Origin of the sequence: Mordavella massiliensis, from assembly GCF_016901695.1 — a bacterium.
GTDB classification, from domain to species: Bacteria; Bacillota; Clostridia; order Lachnospirales; family Lachnospiraceae; genus Claveliimonas; species Claveliimonas massiliensis_A.
Genome location: NZ_JACJKS010000004.1, coordinates 57,757 through 75,919 on the forward strand (window position 1 = coordinate 57,757; position 18,163 = coordinate 75,919).

General features: G+C 56.9%; 15 protein-coding genes. 13 read left to right on the top strand and 2 right to left on the bottom strand.

Annotated elements, in window-relative coordinates:
* Positions 1 to 12 precede the first annotated feature (12 nt).
* Positions 13 to 618, bottom strand: a complete 606-nt coding sequence (locus tag H6A20_RS03765) for a biotin transporter BioY (RefSeq protein ID WP_204905836.1) — start codon at positions 616 to 618, stop codon at positions 13 to 15.
* A 151-nt stretch (positions 619 to 769) separates the two neighbouring features.
* On the opposite strand from H6A20_RS03765, the gene H6A20_RS03770 reads away from it, so the two are divergent.
* The 12 genes from H6A20_RS03770 (at position 770) to H6A20_RS03825 (ending at position 15,250) form a co-directional block, all read left to right on the top strand.
* Positions 770 to 1,369 (top strand): transcription repressor NadR, encoded by a 600-nt coding sequence (locus H6A20_RS03770; protein ID WP_204905837.1) that lies wholly within the window; start codon positions 770 to 772, stop codon positions 1,367 to 1,369.
* A complete protein-coding gene (locus H6A20_RS03775; protein WP_204905838.1) occupies positions 1,299 to 1,793 on the top strand; it encodes an NUDIX hydrolase in 495 nt (164 codons plus the stop codon). Before H6A20_RS03770 ends, H6A20_RS03775 begins: the two co-directional genes overlap by 71 nt.
* Entirely contained in the window at positions 1,793 to 2,707 is a 915-nt protein-coding gene (locus tag H6A20_RS03780) for an aldose 1-epimerase family protein (RefSeq protein ID WP_204905839.1), read from the top strand. Before H6A20_RS03775 ends, H6A20_RS03780 begins: the two co-directional genes overlap by 1 nt.
* Before the next feature lie 100 nt (positions 2,708 to 2,807).
* The gene (locus H6A20_RS03785; protein WP_204905840.1) at positions 2,808 to 3,074 is read left to right on the top strand and encodes a DUF4097 family beta strand repeat-containing protein; all 267 of its coding nucleotides are present in this window, start codon (positions 2,808 to 2,810) and stop codon (positions 3,072 to 3,074) included.
* 94 nt (positions 3,075 to 3,168) lie between these two features.
* Positions 3,169 to 5,016: a bifunctional homocysteine S-methyltransferase/methylenetetrahydrofolate reductase gene (locus H6A20_RS03790; protein WP_204905841.1), complete on the top strand. Its 1,848-nt coding sequence runs from the start codon at positions 3,169 to 3,171 to the stop codon at positions 5,014 to 5,016.
* 22 nt (positions 5,017 to 5,038) lie between these two features.
* Complete coding sequence (locus tag H6A20_RS03795) at positions 5,039 to 6,382, top strand: ABC transporter substrate-binding protein (RefSeq protein ID WP_204905842.1); 1,344 nt, start codon at positions 5,039 to 5,041, stop codon at positions 6,380 to 6,382.
* A complete protein-coding gene (locus tag H6A20_RS03800; protein ID WP_204905843.1) occupies positions 6,379 to 8,259 on the top strand; it encodes a cache domain-containing sensor histidine kinase in 1,881 nt (626 codons plus the stop codon). The genes H6A20_RS03795 and H6A20_RS03800 overlap by 4 nt, the downstream gene beginning before the upstream one ends.
* The gene (locus tag H6A20_RS03805; RefSeq protein ID WP_204905844.1) at positions 8,252 to 9,823 is read left to right on the top strand and encodes a response regulator transcription factor; all 1,572 of its coding nucleotides are present in this window, start codon (positions 8,252 to 8,254) and stop codon (positions 9,821 to 9,823) included. Before H6A20_RS03800 ends, H6A20_RS03805 begins: the two co-directional genes overlap by 8 nt.
* 134 nt (positions 9,824 to 9,957) lie before the next feature.
* Positions 9,958 to 11,247: an ABC transporter substrate-binding protein gene (locus tag H6A20_RS03810; RefSeq protein WP_204905845.1), complete on the top strand. Its 1,290-nt coding sequence runs from the start codon at positions 9,958 to 9,960 to the stop codon at positions 11,245 to 11,247.
* 79 nt (positions 11,248 to 11,326) lie between these two features.
* Positions 11,327 to 12,235: a carbohydrate ABC transporter permease gene (locus H6A20_RS03815; protein WP_204905846.1), complete on the top strand. Its 909-nt coding sequence runs from the start codon at positions 11,327 to 11,329 to the stop codon at positions 12,233 to 12,235.
* An 18-nt stretch (positions 12,236 to 12,253) separates the two neighbouring features.
* The gene (locus tag H6A20_RS03820) at positions 12,254 to 13,096 is read left to right on the top strand and encodes a carbohydrate ABC transporter permease (protein WP_204905847.1); all 843 of its coding nucleotides are present in this window, start codon (positions 12,254 to 12,256) and stop codon (positions 13,094 to 13,096) included.
* Positions 13,097 to 13,135: 39 nt separating this feature from the next.
* Positions 13,136 to 15,250 (top strand): glycoside hydrolase family 36 protein, encoded by a 2,115-nt coding sequence (locus H6A20_RS03825; RefSeq protein WP_204905848.1) that lies wholly within the window; start codon positions 13,136 to 13,138, stop codon positions 15,248 to 15,250.
* A 76-nt stretch (positions 15,251 to 15,326) separates the two neighbouring features.
* On the opposite strand, the gene melA is transcribed toward H6A20_RS03825, so the two are convergent.
* The gene (gene melA, locus H6A20_RS03830) at positions 15,327 to 16,790 is read right to left on the bottom strand and encodes an alpha-glucosidase/alpha-galactosidase (RefSeq protein WP_204905849.1); all 1,464 of its coding nucleotides are present in this window, start codon (positions 16,788 to 16,790) and stop codon (positions 15,327 to 15,329) included.
* A 159-nt stretch (positions 16,791 to 16,949) separates the two neighbouring features.
* On the opposite strand from melA, the gene H6A20_RS03835 reads away from it, so the two are divergent.
* The gene (locus H6A20_RS03835) at positions 16,950 to 17,861 is read left to right on the top strand and encodes an AraC family transcriptional regulator (protein ID WP_243426115.1); all 912 of its coding nucleotides are present in this window, start codon (positions 16,950 to 16,952) and stop codon (positions 17,859 to 17,861) included.
* Positions 17,862 to 18,163: the final 302 nt, after the last annotated feature.

Genomic DNA, 18,163 nt, shown 5'->3' on the forward strand with positions numbered 1-18,163 from the left:
GGTTCATCCGCATCAGTGGATGAACCTTTTCATAATGATGTCAAGCCGCCTCGCTGTCAGGGAGGCGAGAACACACAGAAGGAAATCTCCCGCCGCCGTGAGGAGAAAGCAGTTGAAGATGACGACGCTCCAGGGCACAGGCGTGTCCAGCACATAGTTGCTCATAAAATAGTAGTACAGGTTGCCGGACAGGTACATGACCGCAAAGCCGGCCATGGAGACCGCCAGGTAGGAGAACCGGCCCTTCGGCCGGAAGATCTCGGTCAGCCTGCCGACCACTGCCGCCGTGAAGAAGAAACCGAGGAGGAAGCCAAAGGTGGGCCGGAGCAGATAGGATGGGCCGCCGCCTGCGGCGAAGACCGGGATGCCGCACAGGCCGATGAGCAGATAGATCCCCACGCTGAGGCTCCCGTACTTCCCGCCCAGGAGAAACCCTGCCAGCAGGGCAAAGTAGAACTGGAGGGTGAAGTGCATGGGCAGCGGCTGCACGGGGATCGTGATCTGGATAAAGGCGCCGATAGCGACCAGCGCCGTAAACAGACCGCACAGGGTGAGGGTCTGTATTTTTTTGTCTGTCCTGGGGAGCGCGCTCCCTTTTTTGCTGTGCGACACGTTCATACCTTCTCTTCTGCGAAATTGTCTTTATTATAGAAGTATGGGACGGCAGTGTCAAGGACAGGATGCTTCAGGCCTTCTTTTTCTCCCGCGGGACACTGGCGCAGACGCCGGGGGATGTGATACAATAGCTGGGAAGGAGGCTGATGGGAACATGGACGGTTCAAAGAGAAGGGAAGAGATCCTGGACAGGATCCAAAGGAGCAGCGCGCCTGTGCCGGCGAAGGACCTGGCCGCTCTGTTTCAGGTGAGCCGGCAGGTAATCGTGCAGGATATCGCGCTGATCCGGGCGGCAGGCTACGGCGTCATCGCCACGAACCGGGGATATATTCTGAGCAGCCCTGCCAGTGCAGGCCGGGTGTTCAAGGTACAGCATACGGACGAGCAGCTGGAGGATGAACTGTGCGCCATCGTGGATCTGGGTGGAACGGTGGAGAACGTCATGGTCAGCCACAGGGTGTACGGCCGCCTGGAGGCGGAGCTGCACATCAGTTCCAGAAGGCAGGTGGCGGAATTTCTGAAGGATATCAGGAGCGGAAAGTCAAGTCCGCTGAAAAACATTACTTCCGGCTATCACTATCACAGAGTGACGGCGGACAGCGAAAAGACCCTGGACCTGATCGGGGAGGAACTGAAAAAGAGAGGGTATCTCGCAGGGCCCAAGGAGGGGGAGGAAGAAGCGTATGGTGAAGCTGAGCACGCTCTGTTACATGGAGCGGGACGGGAAATACCTGATGCTCCACAGGACCGTTAAGGAGCAGGATGTAAATAAGGATAAATGGATTGGCGTGGGCGGCCATTTTGAGAGAAACGAGAGCCCGGAGGAGTGCCTTTTGCGGGAAGTGTGGGAGGAGACAGGCTACACACTCACGTCCTGGCAGTACCGGGGGATCGTGACCTTCATCTACGGGGAGGACACGGCAGAGTACATGTCCCTGTATACGGCAGACGGCTTTACCGGCACGCCCCACCCCTGCGATGAGGGGGACCTCGAGTGGGTGGATAAGGAGAAAGTGGCGGATCTGAATATCTGGGAGGGGGACAGGATCTTTTTCCGTCTTCTGCAGGAAGAAAGACCCTTTTTCTCCCTGAAGCTTGTCTACGATGAGAGCGACACCCTGCTGGAGGCGGTCCTTGACGGCCGGCCGCTGGCAGTTGGAGAAAAGGAGGATGCATGATGGAGAATAAGACGCAGGGGATCCGGCTGGAGAATGATGTCCTGGAGGCGCAGATCAGCCTTCACGGGGCGGAGCTGAAGTCGCTGAAGAAAAAAGAGGACGGAACCGAGTATATGTGGAACGCTGACCCGGCGTACTGGGGCAGGACTTCCCCGGTCCTCTTTCCCTTTGTGGGCGGCGTGCGGGATAAGAAGTACCGCATCGGGGACAGGGAGTATCCCATGGGACAGCACGGGTTTGCCAGAGACCGGGAATTTGTCCTGACGGAACAGTCCGGCGCCACGGCCTGGTTTGCCCTGGAGGACGATGCGGCGTCCAGGGAGGTGTATCCCTTCCGCTTCCGCCTGGAGATCGGATACCGGCTGGAGGGACAAAGCCTGCATGTCATGTGGCGGGTGAGGAACCGGGATACGAAAGAGATGTATTTTGCCATCGGCGCCCACCCGGCCTTCTTCTGTCCCCTGCGGGCAGGAGAGGAGCAGAGCGATTACAGCCTCTGCCTGCGCACGTCGGACGGGCAGGCGCTCTCCTCATTTGTAAACCGGGTGTTCGGGGCAGGGGGTCTTGCCACGGACCGGACTGCCGTGTACGAACTGGAGAGCGGGAGACTGCCGGTGAGCGAGCACCTCTTTGACGGGGATGCGCTGATCCTGGAGAACGGGCAGACGCAGGAGATCGCCCTGGTGGACCCGCAGGGGCGCGCGTACCTGGCGGTGCACTTTGATTCGCCCCTGGTGGGCATCTGGTCGCCCCCGAAGAAGCACGCGCCGTTCGTGTGCATCGAGCCCTGGTACGGGCGGTGCGACCGGGAAGGCTTCGACGGGGAACTCAAAGACCGGGAGTGGGAAAACCGGCTGACGCCGGAGCAGGTGTTTGAGGCGCAGTACAGGATAGAAATATTAAGAAATATTTAAAAGAAAACATCTGAAATCTATAGAAAGATCCGCTATACTGTCTGTATCAGATAACAGAGACAGCAGGGACCGGCCCCGGGCCGGGGAAAGGCGGCTATGGATGAGACATTTTGTGATGCGTGAAAAGGAGGCCAGGGATTACCGTATCTGTGAGAAGGACGGAGAGATCGAGATACGGGACGGCTTCAACGGCAATCTTGTGGTGCAGTATTACGACGAGAGGCACCGGGTGATCGTCTACATCCCGAAGGAGTGGCGCAGGCGGATCACCGTGGAGGCGGGGGGCGGGACGATCCTGTGCAGGCAGAGCGTACCCTGTCCGGGGCTTCAGCTTCTGGCGGCAGAGGGGCATGTGATCTACAACTGATCACACGCCCCTTTTTCTTGCGCCGCAGGCCGGGCATGTATTATACTGAAAAGAAACCGGGTATTCCGGCGCATGCAAAAGGGAGGGCTATGCGATGGCAGATCAGATAGATTTCAGGGAAATATGCAAAGAGAGGCGGCTTGTCACGGACGGCGCCATGGGAACGTACTATAGAGAGAAATACGGGGAAGGCGGCGGCATCCCGGAGCTGGACAACGAGGCGGCGCCGGAGCGGATCCGGGAGATCCACAGGGAGTACATCCGGGCCGGGGCGGACATCCTGCGGACCAACACCTTTGCCTCCAACACAGGGACGTTTGGGGGCGGCCCGAAAGAGGAGGACCGGGAGCAGCTTCTTAAGAGAGTGTATGAGAATGTGCAGGCGGCGATGGGGATCGCCCGGGACGCCATCCGGGAGGAGGCCTGCGGCCGGTCTGTCTTTGTCGCGGGGGACATCGGCCCCATCCCGGAGGGCGGACATAAGGAGGATGAGAGCCGGGAGCAGGAGATCGCAGAAGAGTACAGGACCATTGCCAGGGCGCACCTGGATGCAGGCGTGCAGGTGATCTGGTTTGAGACCTTTGCGGATTTCGACAGGATCCTTCCGGTGGCCCGGTGGATCAAGTCCGTAAGCGACGCGTTTGTCATGGCCAGCTTTTCTGTCAATATGTACGGGTATACGAATGCGGGGGTCAGCGCGGCCTCCCTTGTGGAGACAGCCAGGGAGGCAGAGGAGATCGACGGGATCGGTTTCAACTGCGGCGTGGGGCCCGCCCATCTGGCCCGGGTGCTGCGCCGGCTTGACTTTGGGGATCTGATCGTATCCGCCGCGCCGAACGCCGGGTATGCGGACCGGATCCGGTACCGGAACATCTACCGGGACAACCTGGAATATTTCGGGCAGGCGCTGGAGGAGATCGCAGGTCTCGGCGTGAACATCATCGGCGGCTGCTGCGGCACGGACCCGGCCTATATCCGCCGGCTGTCCCAGGCGCCGGACAAAAGGATCCCAAAGCGGGCGGCGGACCGGCCGGAGGTGCGCGCGGACAAGGAGGTGCGCTACGACAACAACCCCTTTATCCGAAGGCTGTATTCCGGGGAGAAAGTGGTGATCGCGGAGCTGGATCCGCCCCACGACGCCAACGACGGGAAGATGCTGGAGGCGGCCGCCGTCTTAAAAGAGGCGGGGGTGGAGATGATCACGTTCTCCGACTCTCCGATGGGGCGGATGCGGGCCGACTCCGCCATGTCGGCCGTGAAAGTGGCGAACCGCCTGCAGATCGAGACGATGCCGCACATCGCCTGCAGGGACAAGAATGTGATCGGTATGGGGGCGCAGCTCCTTGGCGCCTACATGAACGGGATCCGCAACTTCCTCCTCGTGACGGGGGACCCCGTGCCCTCCGGCGACAGGGATATGGTCAAGAGCGTCTATGATTTTCACTCCATTACGCTCATGCAGTATATGGCCAGGATGAACCGGGAGCATTTCGCCGGCGATCCGGCTGCCTACGGCGGCGCCCTCAACTACGGCAGGGCGAACCTGGATGCGGAGATCCGGCGGATGGAGAAAAAGTGCGAAGCCGGCGCCTCCTTCTTCCTGACGCAGCCCATCTACTCGGATGAGGACATTGCGAAGATCCGCTACATCAAGTCCAGGATCGACACGAAGATCCTGTGCGGCATCATGCCGCTTGTGAGCTACCGGAACGCCCTGTTCATGAAAAACGAGATCACAGGCATCTCGGTGCCGGACGAGACGGTTGCCCGCTACCGGCCGGACATGAGCCGTGAGGAGGCGCAGGAGACGGGCGTGCAGATCGCCGTGGAGATCGCGGAAAAACTATATGACACAGCGGACGGGTACTACTTCATGGTCCCCTTCAACCGGGCCGGGATGATCGCCCGGATCCTGGAGAGGATGAAACAGAACAGGAGCTAGGGAAAGGAGACAAGACAGCAATATGAGAAAGGCAAGGATTTTGCTGCCGGCGGTAGTCTGTCTGCTGTGCATGACGGCCTGTTCCGGAGAGAAGATCGAAACAGGAGAACTGGCTGAAGGAGATACGCAGGAGAGCCAGGCCCCGGACCTGACCCTGTTCTTTTCGGGTGAAAATACAGTGTGGATCTCTGCCATAGAGGATCTGTGCAGCGCGTTTTCCAAAGAGTATCCGCAGTACACGCTGGAAGTGGAGTATTCATCCGGCGACGACTATACAGAGGAACTGAAGGCCAAGGAAGCATTGGACGAATTCCCGGATATCTTTGAGATCGAGGATCCCTACATGTTCGAGGAGGCGGACATGCTGGGCGCCGTCGACGGGGAGATCGGGGAACTGGTGGAGCAGCCGATCATGGACGACGGGAAGATCTGCGCCCTTCCGTTTTACGGGACTTCCTACGGCATCATTTACAATCAGGTGATCTTCAAAGAGTACGGGCTGTCTGTGCCCAATACATACGGGGAGTTCCTTGAGCTCTGCGGGCAGTTGAAGAACCTGGGCATCACGCCCCTGGCGGTGGGCGGAAGCGAGTCGTCCGCAGACCAGGGGTGGATCAACTACTTCTTCCTGAAAGATGTGGAGACGGGCAGAAGCACCTGGATCCAGGACAGGATCAGCGGCAAGGTGTCTTTCCAGGACCCGGAAGTGACGGAGGCTCTGACAGAGTTCCGCGACCTGATGACGGGAGAGTATGTGCTGGAGGATTCCATCAATATGGGGGATACCCAGATCATCTCCTACATGATCGATCAGAAGGTGGCTATGTACTATGGGACGCCCGCCATGCTGGCGAAGATATGGGAAGCGTATCCGCGCGCCATGGATTCTGACAAGACGCCCCTGGGGGAGGAGCTGGAGAACGATACGGTGCAGATACGGCCCGGATGGTTCTACATGCCGGACGACAGCGGGACAAGGATCGTGATGGAGCAGACAGGGTCGATCTGGGCCGCGTCCAAGGCATGCATGGGGATCCCGACCAAAAAGAAGGCGGCGGACACCTTCCTTAAATTCTGCTACCGCACGGAGAATTACAGAAAGGTCCTGCAGGCCATGAACGGGATGCCGGTGACAAACGACGGGGTTCTCTACGCGGCGCCGGCCGTGCAGCAGAATGTGATCATCGACTACCGGTACGCGGACCGGATCAGCCGGTATCTTGGAAACATGGAGACGCCGGCAAGCTTCCGGGGGGACATGCAGGAGACGGTGCACTCCCTTGCGTCGAATACCATCGAGGTCGGGACGGCGGCCAGGCAGTTGGATGAGAAGTGGAACGAGGCGGAGAAGGAACAGGCGGAATGAAAAAATTTGATTGGAAGAAAACCAGGCTTTACAAGCTGAAGGAGTGGATCGACACACAGAGAAGAGAGCGGTACATCAGTCTGTTTACCAAATCGGTGGCCGCGATGATCGTGATCGGCGTGCTGTCGCTGATGCTCATGGGAATGGCTATTTATAACGCATATCAGGGTTCCCTGCAGACGCTGATGCTGTCCAACATGTACCGCACCACCCTCACGATCGGAAGGAACATCCACTCCCTCCTGGACGAGATGGAGGAAAACACGACCTATCTCTACAGCGCCCAGAGCGAGGACTACGGGTATATCTATGAGCTCCTGGCAGACAGCTCTGTGGGGAGCGACAAGAAAACAGCGGAGATCAACGATATGCTGCGGAACATCCTGTACAGGAACCAGTATATCGATCACGTGTTCCTGATCTTCCCGGACGGGGAGATCTGTTCCGCCATGCGCAGCCCGGAAAGAATGGTGAACACCTATGTGATCGGACAGTGGTATGAGGAGACTTATACGGAGCATTCCAGGAAGATGCAGCTCCTTCCGGTCCATCAGGCGGACTACTACATGGGGACGCGGGAGAGGGATTTTACGATCTCCCGGAATATCATGAACACGTCCACGATCGAGTCGGCCTCCGGGGAGATCCTCGGCACGCTCTACATCGATATCAGCCAGGATTTTCTGGACAATATCATCCATGAGACCCGCCTGGAGGACGGGAGCCAGATCTATATTGTGGATCAGAAGCGCCGGGAATTCGCCTACAATCCGTATGAGGGGCAGGAGGAAGATGACCTGCTGTCCTTCCTTGAACATATGGACGGCAGATATCAGTACATCAAGGCGGAGGGCGACTACTACATATACAGCGAAGTGCCAGGGACAGACTGGCTTGTCATCGAGAAGATCTCCTCCCACCACCTGGAGGACAGCTATCAGGCCATCCGCAATATGACGCTTCTGATCATCCTCGGCAGCGCGGTCGTTCTGATCGTCGTCTACTATTTCTATTCCAAGAGATCCAGCCAGCCGATCCGCAATCTGGCCGGCGCCATGGAATCCATCGAGCAGGGCAATCTGGATACGAGGGTGGCGGTCCGCTCCAACGACGAGATCAGCTATCTGGCCAGGGGGCTCAACCAGATGACGGAGAACCTGCAGGCCCATATCAAGAGGGTGTACATTGCGGAGATCCGGCAAAGGGAGGCGGAGATCGAAGCGCTGAAGACCCAGATCCAGCCGCATTACCTGTACAATACGCTGGATGTGATCCGCATGATGGCGGTGACTCACGACGACGGGGAGACGGCCGAGATGATCGACGGTCTTTCCGGCCAGCTCAAATACCTGATGGGGCGGGCGAAGGACATGGTGTCCCTCAGGGATGAGATCGAGAATGTGCGGAACTATTTTAAGATCATCCGGATCCGCTACGAGAACAGATTTTCACTGGAAGTGAACGTGGGAGACGATATCATGGACCTTCAGGTGCCCCAGTTGATCCTGCAGCCGGTGGTGGAAAATGCGGTCAAGCACGGCCTGAAAGGAAAAAAAGGGGAAGGCGTTGTGGCGATCCAGGCGTCGGTGGAGCAGGACGCGCTGGAGATCACGGTCATGGACAACGGGACCGGCATGACGCCGGAGCGGCTGGAGTACGTGCAGCAGGTCCTGGAGAGCCATGAGACGGAGACCCATGTGAAAAGCCGCAGGGCCAGCATCGGGATCAAAAACGTATATGACAGGATCCGGATGATCTTCGGCGATCAGTACCACATCCAGATCAGCAGCTTTGAGGGGATTGGAACGATCGTGAAATACAGGCTTCCGGTGATCCGGCCGGAGGAGGAGACAGAACAGGAGGACGGACATGTTTAAGATCATACTGGCGGACGATGAGCCGATCATCATAAAAGGACTGAGGAAGCTGGTCGACTGGGAGCAGTTGGACGCCCGGATCGTGGCGGAAGCCGGGGACGGGGAAGAGCTTCTTCAAAAGATAGAAGACTGCTCTCCCGATATCATCATCTGCGACGTATCCATGCCGAATATGACGGGTCTGGACGTGCTGAAGAAAGTCAGGGAGACGGACCGGGACGTCAAGTTCATCTTTCTGAGCGGGTACCAGGAGTTCGACTATGTCCGGACCGCGATCCACTACGAGGCCCAGGAGTATCTGCTCAAACCGGCCGGAAGGGAAGAACTCCGCCAGGCCGTCCTCAAAGCGGAGCAGGCGCTGAAAGAGAACAGCCCGCTTGAAAAGTGGAGGGAAGAAAAAGACGACCTGCAGTCCGTGTTCCGGATGATCAACTCCGAGGCGGATTCAAAAGAGCTGTACGGACATTTTCAGGAGATGGGGATCCGGACGGAAGGTGTGAATTTTACCGGCGTGTGCTTCTCCATGCCGGTGGACTTCTACACAAAGGTGCAGGACCAGAACATGCAGGAGCTTCTCCGGTTCTCTGTTTTCAGAAAGATACAGGAGATCCTGAAGAAAGAACGGAACGGCTTCGTCATCAAGCGGGACGCCGGCAGCAGCAATCTCATCCTGCTGAGCCCCCAGGAGGACGGGCCGGAAAAGGTGCAGGAGGAGATCCGCGCCATCTGCGACCGGGTATACCGGGAGTACGACGTCCGCCTCGTGGTCGGGATCGGAAAGACGTCCGGGAACATCCGGGAACTGAAGTACATATATAAGACAGCCAAATTCTGCTCGGAGCTCTATTATTTTACGCAGGAGAACTGCATCCGCTACAACGAGGTGGACCGGGATTTCAAGACCTCCTTTGAAGATTACGACAGTGCATACAAAGAGCTTGTCAGCAGCTTCCTCTCCAGCGGGGAGGACTGGCAGGACAAGCTGGACGAGGCGCTGTCCGTGATCGAGAACCTGCATTACGGGAACCGGTACGCGGCGGAGAACCGCTGCATCGTCATGGTCATGAACCTGTACAGGGACCTGGAGGAATACCATATCCTCCCGCCGGACAAGCGGCCGGAGTACGAAGAGGCGGTGGCGGCGATGCGCCATCAGCAGAGCTACGAGGAACTGCGGCAGTACACGGCCCGGTTCCTGACCGCCTTTCTGGAGGAGCACGCCTTCCAGGACGCGGCGGCGGAGCACCAGACGATCCATCAGGTAAAAGAGTATATCCAGCAGCACTACGCAGAGAACCTTTCCCTGCGGAAGATGGCCGAGATCGTCTATATGAACCCCTACTATTTCAGCGTCTTTTTTAAGAAAGAGACGGGAGAGAACTTTAAGAACTATCTGGCGGAAGTCCGCATGAAGGAGGCGGTCCGCCTCCTGATGCAGACGGACATGAAGACCTACGAGCTCGCGAAGGCGGTGGGGTACAACGACGTGCGCAGCTTCACGGAGAAATTCAAGGAGTACTACGGCGACAGCCCGTCCGGATACAAGAAAGCAAAGCGGTCCTGAAAAGGTGGGTTTTTATACAAAGTGCTGTGGTGTTTTTTGGCACTGCCCTCTGAATTGTTGTAAGTGCACAAAAGGTGTGCTACGATTGCTCCAGTACAGACGTACGGGAAAATATTATGAAAGAGGGTATGAAAATGAAGAAGAAAGTAGTTTCACTCATGCTGGTTGCAGCAATGGTAGCATCCCTTGCGGCATGCGGCAGCTCCGGCTCCTCAGACTCTTCTGAGGGCGGCGGCGAAGACGGCGAAAGAGTCGTAGAACTCTGGACATGCTGGACCGAGGGCGCCGACACAGAGACGGCGGGCCTGGAGCAGATCGAGAAGTTCGAGGAGGAGACCGGCGTTACGGTCAACCAGACGAACTTCACCTACGACATGCTTCACGAGAAGATCCTGACTGCGGCGGCAGGCGGCAATGTGCCGGATCTGATCTGGGGACTTCCGGAGTACGTCGGTGAGTTCTACAACATGGGGATCCTTGAGGACCTGACAGACCGCTTCAACGAGTGGGAGGACAAGGACGCCCTGTCTGAGGCAGTTGTGAACGCCATGACCATCGACAACAAGATCGTGGGCATCCCCTATGAGATGACAGTGCGCGCCTACCTGACACATGCGGACGATCTTTCCGCAGCAGGCATCGAAGCGCCGGCTACATGGGAAGACCTGATGGCGCAGACAGACTACTATGACAACAACGGCAAATACCTGACAGAGCTCGCCTGCACAGGCGTCCGCTCCGCGCAGGAGCTGGTCGTATACCTGGCTCAGTACGATCTTGAGATCGCTACGGCGCAGGACGACGGCAAGTACAGGAACACATGGACAGAGAATCCGGACGAGCTTGAGAAAGCGACAAAGGTATTCCAGATGTACAAGGATCTTGTTGACAACGGCATCATCGATCCCAACTGTGCAAACTGGGGCTGGGAGGAGACAGACGAGAACCTGGCCACAGGCATCGTATCCAGCTATGTGACAGGAAACTGGCTGGCAGAAAGAGAAGCCTCCAACCCGGATACAATGGGCGACATCGCTGTAAATCCGATCCCCTATCCGTCCGACGGACATCCGGCTACATACATGGAGTGTAAACCGCTCTTCATCCTTGCCGACAGCAAGAACAAAGACGATGCGTTTGCACTGGCGACAGCGTTCTGCAGCTACGACTGGCAGTCCGCAGGATTCGCAGACAGATCCCCGCGTTCCGACGTTTCCACAGACAGCAAGTGGAGCAAGGATTTCCAGGCTCTGGCAGACACAGGTATCACATTCCCGCCTGTAACACTTGGCGGTATCACACAGGCTATGCAGGATGCAATGGCAATGGTCCTTCAGGAAGGTGAAGAGCCGGCGGCAGCAGCAGAGTGGCTTAGCAATGCGGTAAACGACTCCCTGGCAGATTCGGGAGAACTGAGCGAATAGGCATTAACTTGCAAGACATGCGGGGCGCTGCTCATGTGGCGGCCCCGCTTTTACGTAAAAAAGCAAAGGGGGTACGAAGATGAAACCATCCCGTAAACTGACAAGAGATCAGAGAAAATTCAGGACTGCCCTCATCATGCTGGCGCCGGCGCTTATATTCCTGGCGCTTATGATCGCGTTCCCGCTCGGCAAAGTCATCCATGACGCATTTACCCATGTGCACCTGATCAACAAGTCCATGACCGGATTTGCCGGTCTTGAGAACTTTAAGACGGTCATTGAGGACGAGCACTTTATGGAGGCCGTGCAGCACACGGTCCTGTGGACGGTGTTCTCCGTGCTTGGCGAGTACGTGGTCGGCATGATCACAGCGGTCCTGCTGAACCAGAAATTTAAAGGAAGAGCAGTCTTCCGTACATTTATCTTTATCCCGTGGCTTGTGCCGATCATCGTGGCCGGCATGACATGGGACTGGATCCTGAACCCGGAGTTCGGAATCCTGAACTATGTCCTTAAGAACCTGGGCATTATAGAGACGTCCATCAACTTCCTCGGGAATTCCGACTATGCGCTGGCGACGGTTATTTTCGTAAATATATGGAGAAGTTTCCCGTACTATACGATCTCCTTTTTGTCTGCCATGCAGTCCATTCCCGGAGATCTGTCGGAGGCTGCCGCGATCGACGGAGCCGGCGTGTTCCGCCGTTTCTTCAGCGTGACGCTTCCCCAGTTGCGCTCCGTGTCCCTGGTGATCGTATTCATCCATATTATCTGGACCGCAGTAAACTTTGATTTTATCTGGGTTATGACAGAAGGCGGACCGAACTACGCCACAGAGACGCTGCCGATCATGATCTACCGGTACTCCATGCGTACCTTTGACGTCGGAGCGGCGTCCGCGCTTTCCACGATGATGTTCACAGTCATGGTGATCCTGTTTATCTTCTACTACAGGAAGAGAACGCAGATCAGCGAAGACATGGCTTAGGAGAAAGGAGGAAATGTTATGCTGAATAAAAGAAACCGTGTGATCGCCAAGGTCATCACGTATGTCCTGCTCATCCTGTTCTCCATCTATACCATGTTCCCGTTTGTATGGATGCTGATCTCCTCCTTCAAGCCGAAGACGGAGATCCGGACGGCGACGCCGTCGTTCACGATCGACGCGCCGACGCTTGAGAACTTCCACAGGGTCCTTTTTGACGCGGGATTTGTCAACTACATCAAGAACAGCCTGATCGTATCCGTGACGGCCTGCGTGATCTCCATGATCATCGCCGTTCTGGCCGGATACGCGCTGAGCAGGTTCTACAAACTGAAGGTGGTCAAGGTATCCAACCTGGCGATGATGCTCTCACAGATGATCCCGGGCGTGCTGCTTCTCGTGCCGCTGTACATGATCATGCAGATGCTCGGCATCCTGGAGTCCTACCGCTCGCTGATCCTGGCCTATACGACCTTCGTGATCCCGCTGTGTACGTTCATGATGAGCAGCTTCTTTGACACGGTGCCGACGGCGCTGGAGGAAGCGGCGGAGATCGACGGGTGCAACAGGGCCCAGACACTGACGAAGGTGATCATCCCCCTGTCCATCCCCAGTCTCGTATCTACAGGCCTTTACGCATTTATCAACGCCTGGAACGAGTTCATGTACGGCTATATCTTCATATCTACAGACACATACAGGACGCTGACGCCGGCGATCATGCTGTTCAAGGGCGCGAACACCATCGACTGGGGCGCGCTGATGGCGGGATCCGTCGTGGCGGTCATCCCTGTGACATTTATTTTCCTGTTCCTGCAGAGATACTTCCTCGCAGGGCTGATGGCAGGATCTGTAAAGGGCTAATATACGCCTGAAGTTAGACAGGAGGCAAAAGACAGCACAATGAAAAGATGGGAGATAACAGAAAACAGGATCCACCTTGTCTGGGAGATCACGGACAAGAACGAGATCAAACTTTTACATTTCTCCGTCCTTGACTTTGAGGAGGAGAACCTGGCGTCCGACACAGGCGTCCAGTCCTTCTACCCGCAGGAGATCCTTGTGACGGGACAGGACAGGGTGGGAGAGCGCCACGGGTCCAAGTATATCCAGACGTCGCCCGGCTACCGCATGAAATATGTGGATTTCAGGGACAGCCGCAATGAGAAGGGGCGCTTGCTGGAGATCGTGACAAAAGACGACATCACCGGCCTTGAGCTGACCAGCTACATGCAGTTCTACGACGGGATCTCCGTGGTGAGATGCTGGACGGAAGTCGCGAACAAAGGGAGCGAACCGCAGGGCCTGGAGTACGTATCCTCCTTTGCCCTCAACGGCATAGACAAGGAAGGACTTACGGACTTCGACGACAAGATGGAGCTGTGGATCCCGCACAACAGTTGGGAGAAAGAACTCTGCTGGCAGAAATACACACTCCGGGAGCTGGGCATGGCTGCCTCGCAGCCGGAGATCATGCACCGCTCCTCCAAGGCGGTCGAGATCTCCAACACCGGCAACTGGTCGGCCAAGGAGTACATTCCCATGGGATACATCCACAACCGGGAGATGAACGCGTCCCTCTTCTGGCAGATTGAGCACAACGGCTCCTGGTACTGGGAGATCAGCGACCAGGACGGCCACGTGTACCTGAAGCTGAGCGGACCGACGGAGCATCACAACTCCTGGTGGAAGAACCTGAAGCCGGGGGAGATGTTCGTCACGGTTCCCGTGAGCGTGGGAAGCGCAGCCGGAGGCTTTGACGAGGCCATGGACGAGCTGACAAAGTACAGGCGCGCCATCCGCCGGGTGAACGACGACAACGAGAAGCTCCAGGTCATCTTTAACGACTACATGAACTGCCTGTTCGGCGATCCGACCACAGACAAAGAGATCCCGCTGATCGACAAGGCTGCGGAGGCGGGGTGCGAATACTACTGCATCGACTGCGGCTGGTACTCGGAAGGATACTGGTGGGACGGCGTGGGCGAGTGGCTTCCGTGTGAGAAGCGTTTCCCGGGCGGTCTTCGAAAGCTGATGGACTACATCCGGTCCAAAGGGATGATCCCCGGCGTGTGGCTGGAGCTTGAGGTCATGGGCATCAAATGCCCGAAGGCGGACAGGGTGCCGGACGACTGGTACTTTATGCGCCACGGGAAAAAGGTCCTTGACAGGAGCCGGTATCAGCTTGATTTCAGAAACCCGCAGGTCATCGAACACGCGACGGAGGTCATCGACAGGCTTGTCAATGAATACGGCGTCGGCTATATCAAGATGGACTACAACATCGAGCCCGGCATCGGGACAGAGGTGAACGCGGACAGCAGCGGCGACGGCCTGCTCGGCCACAACCGGGCATACCTGAACTGGCTGGACGGGATCTTCCGGAAGTATCCGGACCTGATCATCGAGAACTGCTCTTCCGGCGGCCTGCGTATGGACTACGCCATGCTGTCCAGATACAGCATCCAGTCCACAAGCGACCAGGAGGATTATATCCGGTACGCCACCGTGTCGGCCAACGCGCCCTCAGCCGTTACGCCGGAGCAGGCGGCGGTCTGGTCTTATCCGCTGACGGACGGGGACAGCGAGGAGGTCATCTTCAACATGATCAACGCGCTCCTTCTGCGGATCCATCAGAGCGGGCATCTTGTCAACTTAAGCCCGGAGAGGATGGGCTATGTGCAGGAGGCCATCGCCTACTACAAGACGATCCGGAAGGATATCAAGACGGCGCTTCCGTACTGGCCCACCGGCATCTCGCAGTATACGGATCCATGGGTCAGCCTGGGACTTAGGTGCGAAGGCAAAGACTATATTGCCGTGTGGAGAAGGAACAGCCAGGAGGACATCATCACGCTTCCGGTTGCGCATCTGAAAGGGCGGGACGTGAAGGTGATCTGCGGCTATCCGGGCAAGGCCGGCTGTGAGTTCCACTGGAACAGGGAAGCAGGGGAGCTGACGGCGAAGCTTCCGGCGCGGATCAGCGCGAGACTTTTTGAACTGCGCTATGAAGCGTAAGAAAACAGAATGAAAAAAGAGAGAACGGGCGGTCTGTTCCGTTCTCTCTTTTTTTCTCTTTTGCAGGAAAGAGGGTCTATACCGTGATCTTTCTCGCCTCGTGCTCCGCGGCTACCTCCGCAGGCGTCTTTTCGCGAAGCCGGGCTGCGCCGTGATAGTCCCTGGTGGGGATCAGGTGGCCGGATGCAAGACGCTCTTTTGCCTCCCGGATGCCCTCTTCGTACTGGGGCAGCCACTTCTCCTGGGCGACCAGCATCTCGTCGATCATCTGCCATACCTCAGGCGGATTGCAGACCGCGCCGGTCAGGGGATCCATGAGCGCCGCCTGCTTCAGAAGGCTGACGTCTCCGTGTACGGCGGCCTCCACCGCCAGCTTCTGCACCCAGATGGACTGGGAGCACACGGCCGCGCAGCCAAGCGGAAGATCGCCCACCTTCGGCACGCTGATTCCGTTCCCGTCCACGTAGCAGGGAACCTCCACAACCGACTCCCAGGGAAGGTTGGTGATGCATCCCTCGTTCATCACGTTGAAGTGGCCGCGGTAGCACCGGCCGGTCTCTAAGGATTCCATGATATAGGAGCAGTGCTCCTTTCCGCGCTCTGAGCCGTCCAGCTTTTTGGGCTCCTCGGCCAGGATCTTCGGATAATCCGTCTCGAACCAGTTGCGCTCCTCCCTTGTAACCCGCAGGTAGCCGCCGGTCTCGCCGTTGATCCAGTTGCCGAGATGGATCCAGTCTTTGATCTCATCCGGACGCTTCCTGTACCAGGCTACATACTCGGAGAGATGTCCGTTGGACTCGGTGGAGTAGTAGCCGAAACGCCGCAGCATATCGATCCGCACCTTCTCCTCCTCGCGGTACTTTTCGTGGTTTTCAAAGCCCTCTAAAAGACGCGGGATCATATCCTCGCCGTGATGCTTTACGGAGATGTACCAGGTCTGGTGGTTGATGCCAGCGCAGACGATGTCAAGCTCTTCCCGGGGGATGCCCAGCACGTCCGCGATCTGGATCTCGCCGTGGATCTCGCCGTGGCACAGGCCGATGGTGCGGACCCCGCCGTACTTATTGCAGGCCCAGGTGGCCATGGCGTTGGGGTTGGAGTAGTTGAGCATGATGGCTCCCGGCTCCGCCACTTCCCGGATATCCCTGCAGAACGCAAGCATTTCCGCGATGACTCTCTGGCCGTACATGATGCCGCCGGTGCACAGCGTGTCGCCCACGCACTGGTCGACGCCGTACTTGAGAGGGATCTCGATGTCGGACTCGAACGCCTCCAGGCCGCCGATGCGGACGCAGTTGACGATGTACCGGGCGTCCTTAAACGCCTCCCGCCGGTCTGTTGTGGCATGGATCGTCACAGGGATCTCGTTGGCGTCCAGGTCCCGCTGACAGAGGGCCCTTGTCTTTTCCAGGTTGTCCGCATTGATGTCGGTAAACGAAACCTCGATGTTGTGAAACTCCGGGACCGACATGATGTCTGTGAACAGGGTTCTGGCAAAGACCAGACTGCCCGCGCCTATAAATGATACTTTAAAACTCATGATAAAACCTCCTGCTGTATCTGTTTTCTACAATTATAAATTCCCTTGCGCATCCATGTGCAACCTTTTGTCACTTCAGATAAAAAATGCAATATATTGCCGCATTTATTTTCTGCCTGTGGTACAATGGATACAGTATATGGCATGGAGGAGATCTGTATGACAGGACAGACGGAAAAGAGACTTGCGGGGGAGATCACGGCATTTTACGCGCTGGCGCTGCCGGAGTTTCATATGGAAGCCCACACGCACGACAGCTGCGAGATCATGTATGTGACGGCGGGGAGCTGTACGGTCCGTTGCGGCGGGGAGCAGTTCCGGATGAAGCCCAATCAGTTTGTCTTTGTCGGGGCCAGCACGCCCCACTGTCTGGAGATACGCCCGGAGGAGCCGTGCTCGATCCTGAATCTTGAGTTTGCGTTCCGGGACGGCGAAGGCGCGCTGGACCTCACGGAGCTGTCCGGGAGAAGCAGTGATTTTAAGAAGTTCCGCAGGCACATGCCGCCCTGCTTCTTCGGCACGGATATGCGCAGCCTTGGGTACGCGCTGAAAGATCTCATCTCGCAGATCCAGAGGACGTACAAGGGGGAGGAGTACCTGCTTCAGCTTCTGATGGCCCGGGCGATGGCGGAACTCGCCTACTCGGTGACCCGCGGCGAGGAAAGCACGGGGATCGCCTATCTCAGAAAGGCGTGCGGCTACATCGACAGGCACGTTCATGAGAGCATACGGGTGCCGGACCTGGCTGCCTATGCAGGCGTCAACAAGTCCTATCTGCAGGCCTTGTTCGCCCGCATCATGGGCTGCAGCATCACGGAGTACGTGAACCGGAAGCGGATGGAGGAGGCGGTCTTCCTTTTGACAAACAGTTCCATGAAGATCACGGACATCGCCTTCGCCGTGGGCTACAACAGCCGGCAGCATTTCGCCCACACATTCGAGAAGTATCACGGCTGCGGCCCTATGTCCTACCGGCGCCTTCATGCCAGGCAGATCGCCGCGGACACGGGAAGGGAGCAGTGCGTCGTGGAGGAGGGCGGGATCTCGCGCCGGAACCTGCGGATGGACTAAAAATACGAAAAAACACCTGAACGACCATTATAATAGCTAACTTGAAATTTTAAATTCCAGTGCAGAGTTAAATTCCACAGGGGTTTAAAAATTCCACGTTTTTAAAAGATTTATAATGCTGAATTCTTCAATAACTGTTATAATAAACTTTAAATAATTTCCCTAAAGTGCCGTAAATACTGTACTTTACGGCATTTGCAAGCAGAAAATCGCTTATTTTACTACTAATTTACTACTTTTCAAGAGCCTTGCCTGTCAGACGGGATATTCCACATTTTATGTGGAGTATCTCGTTTTTTCTT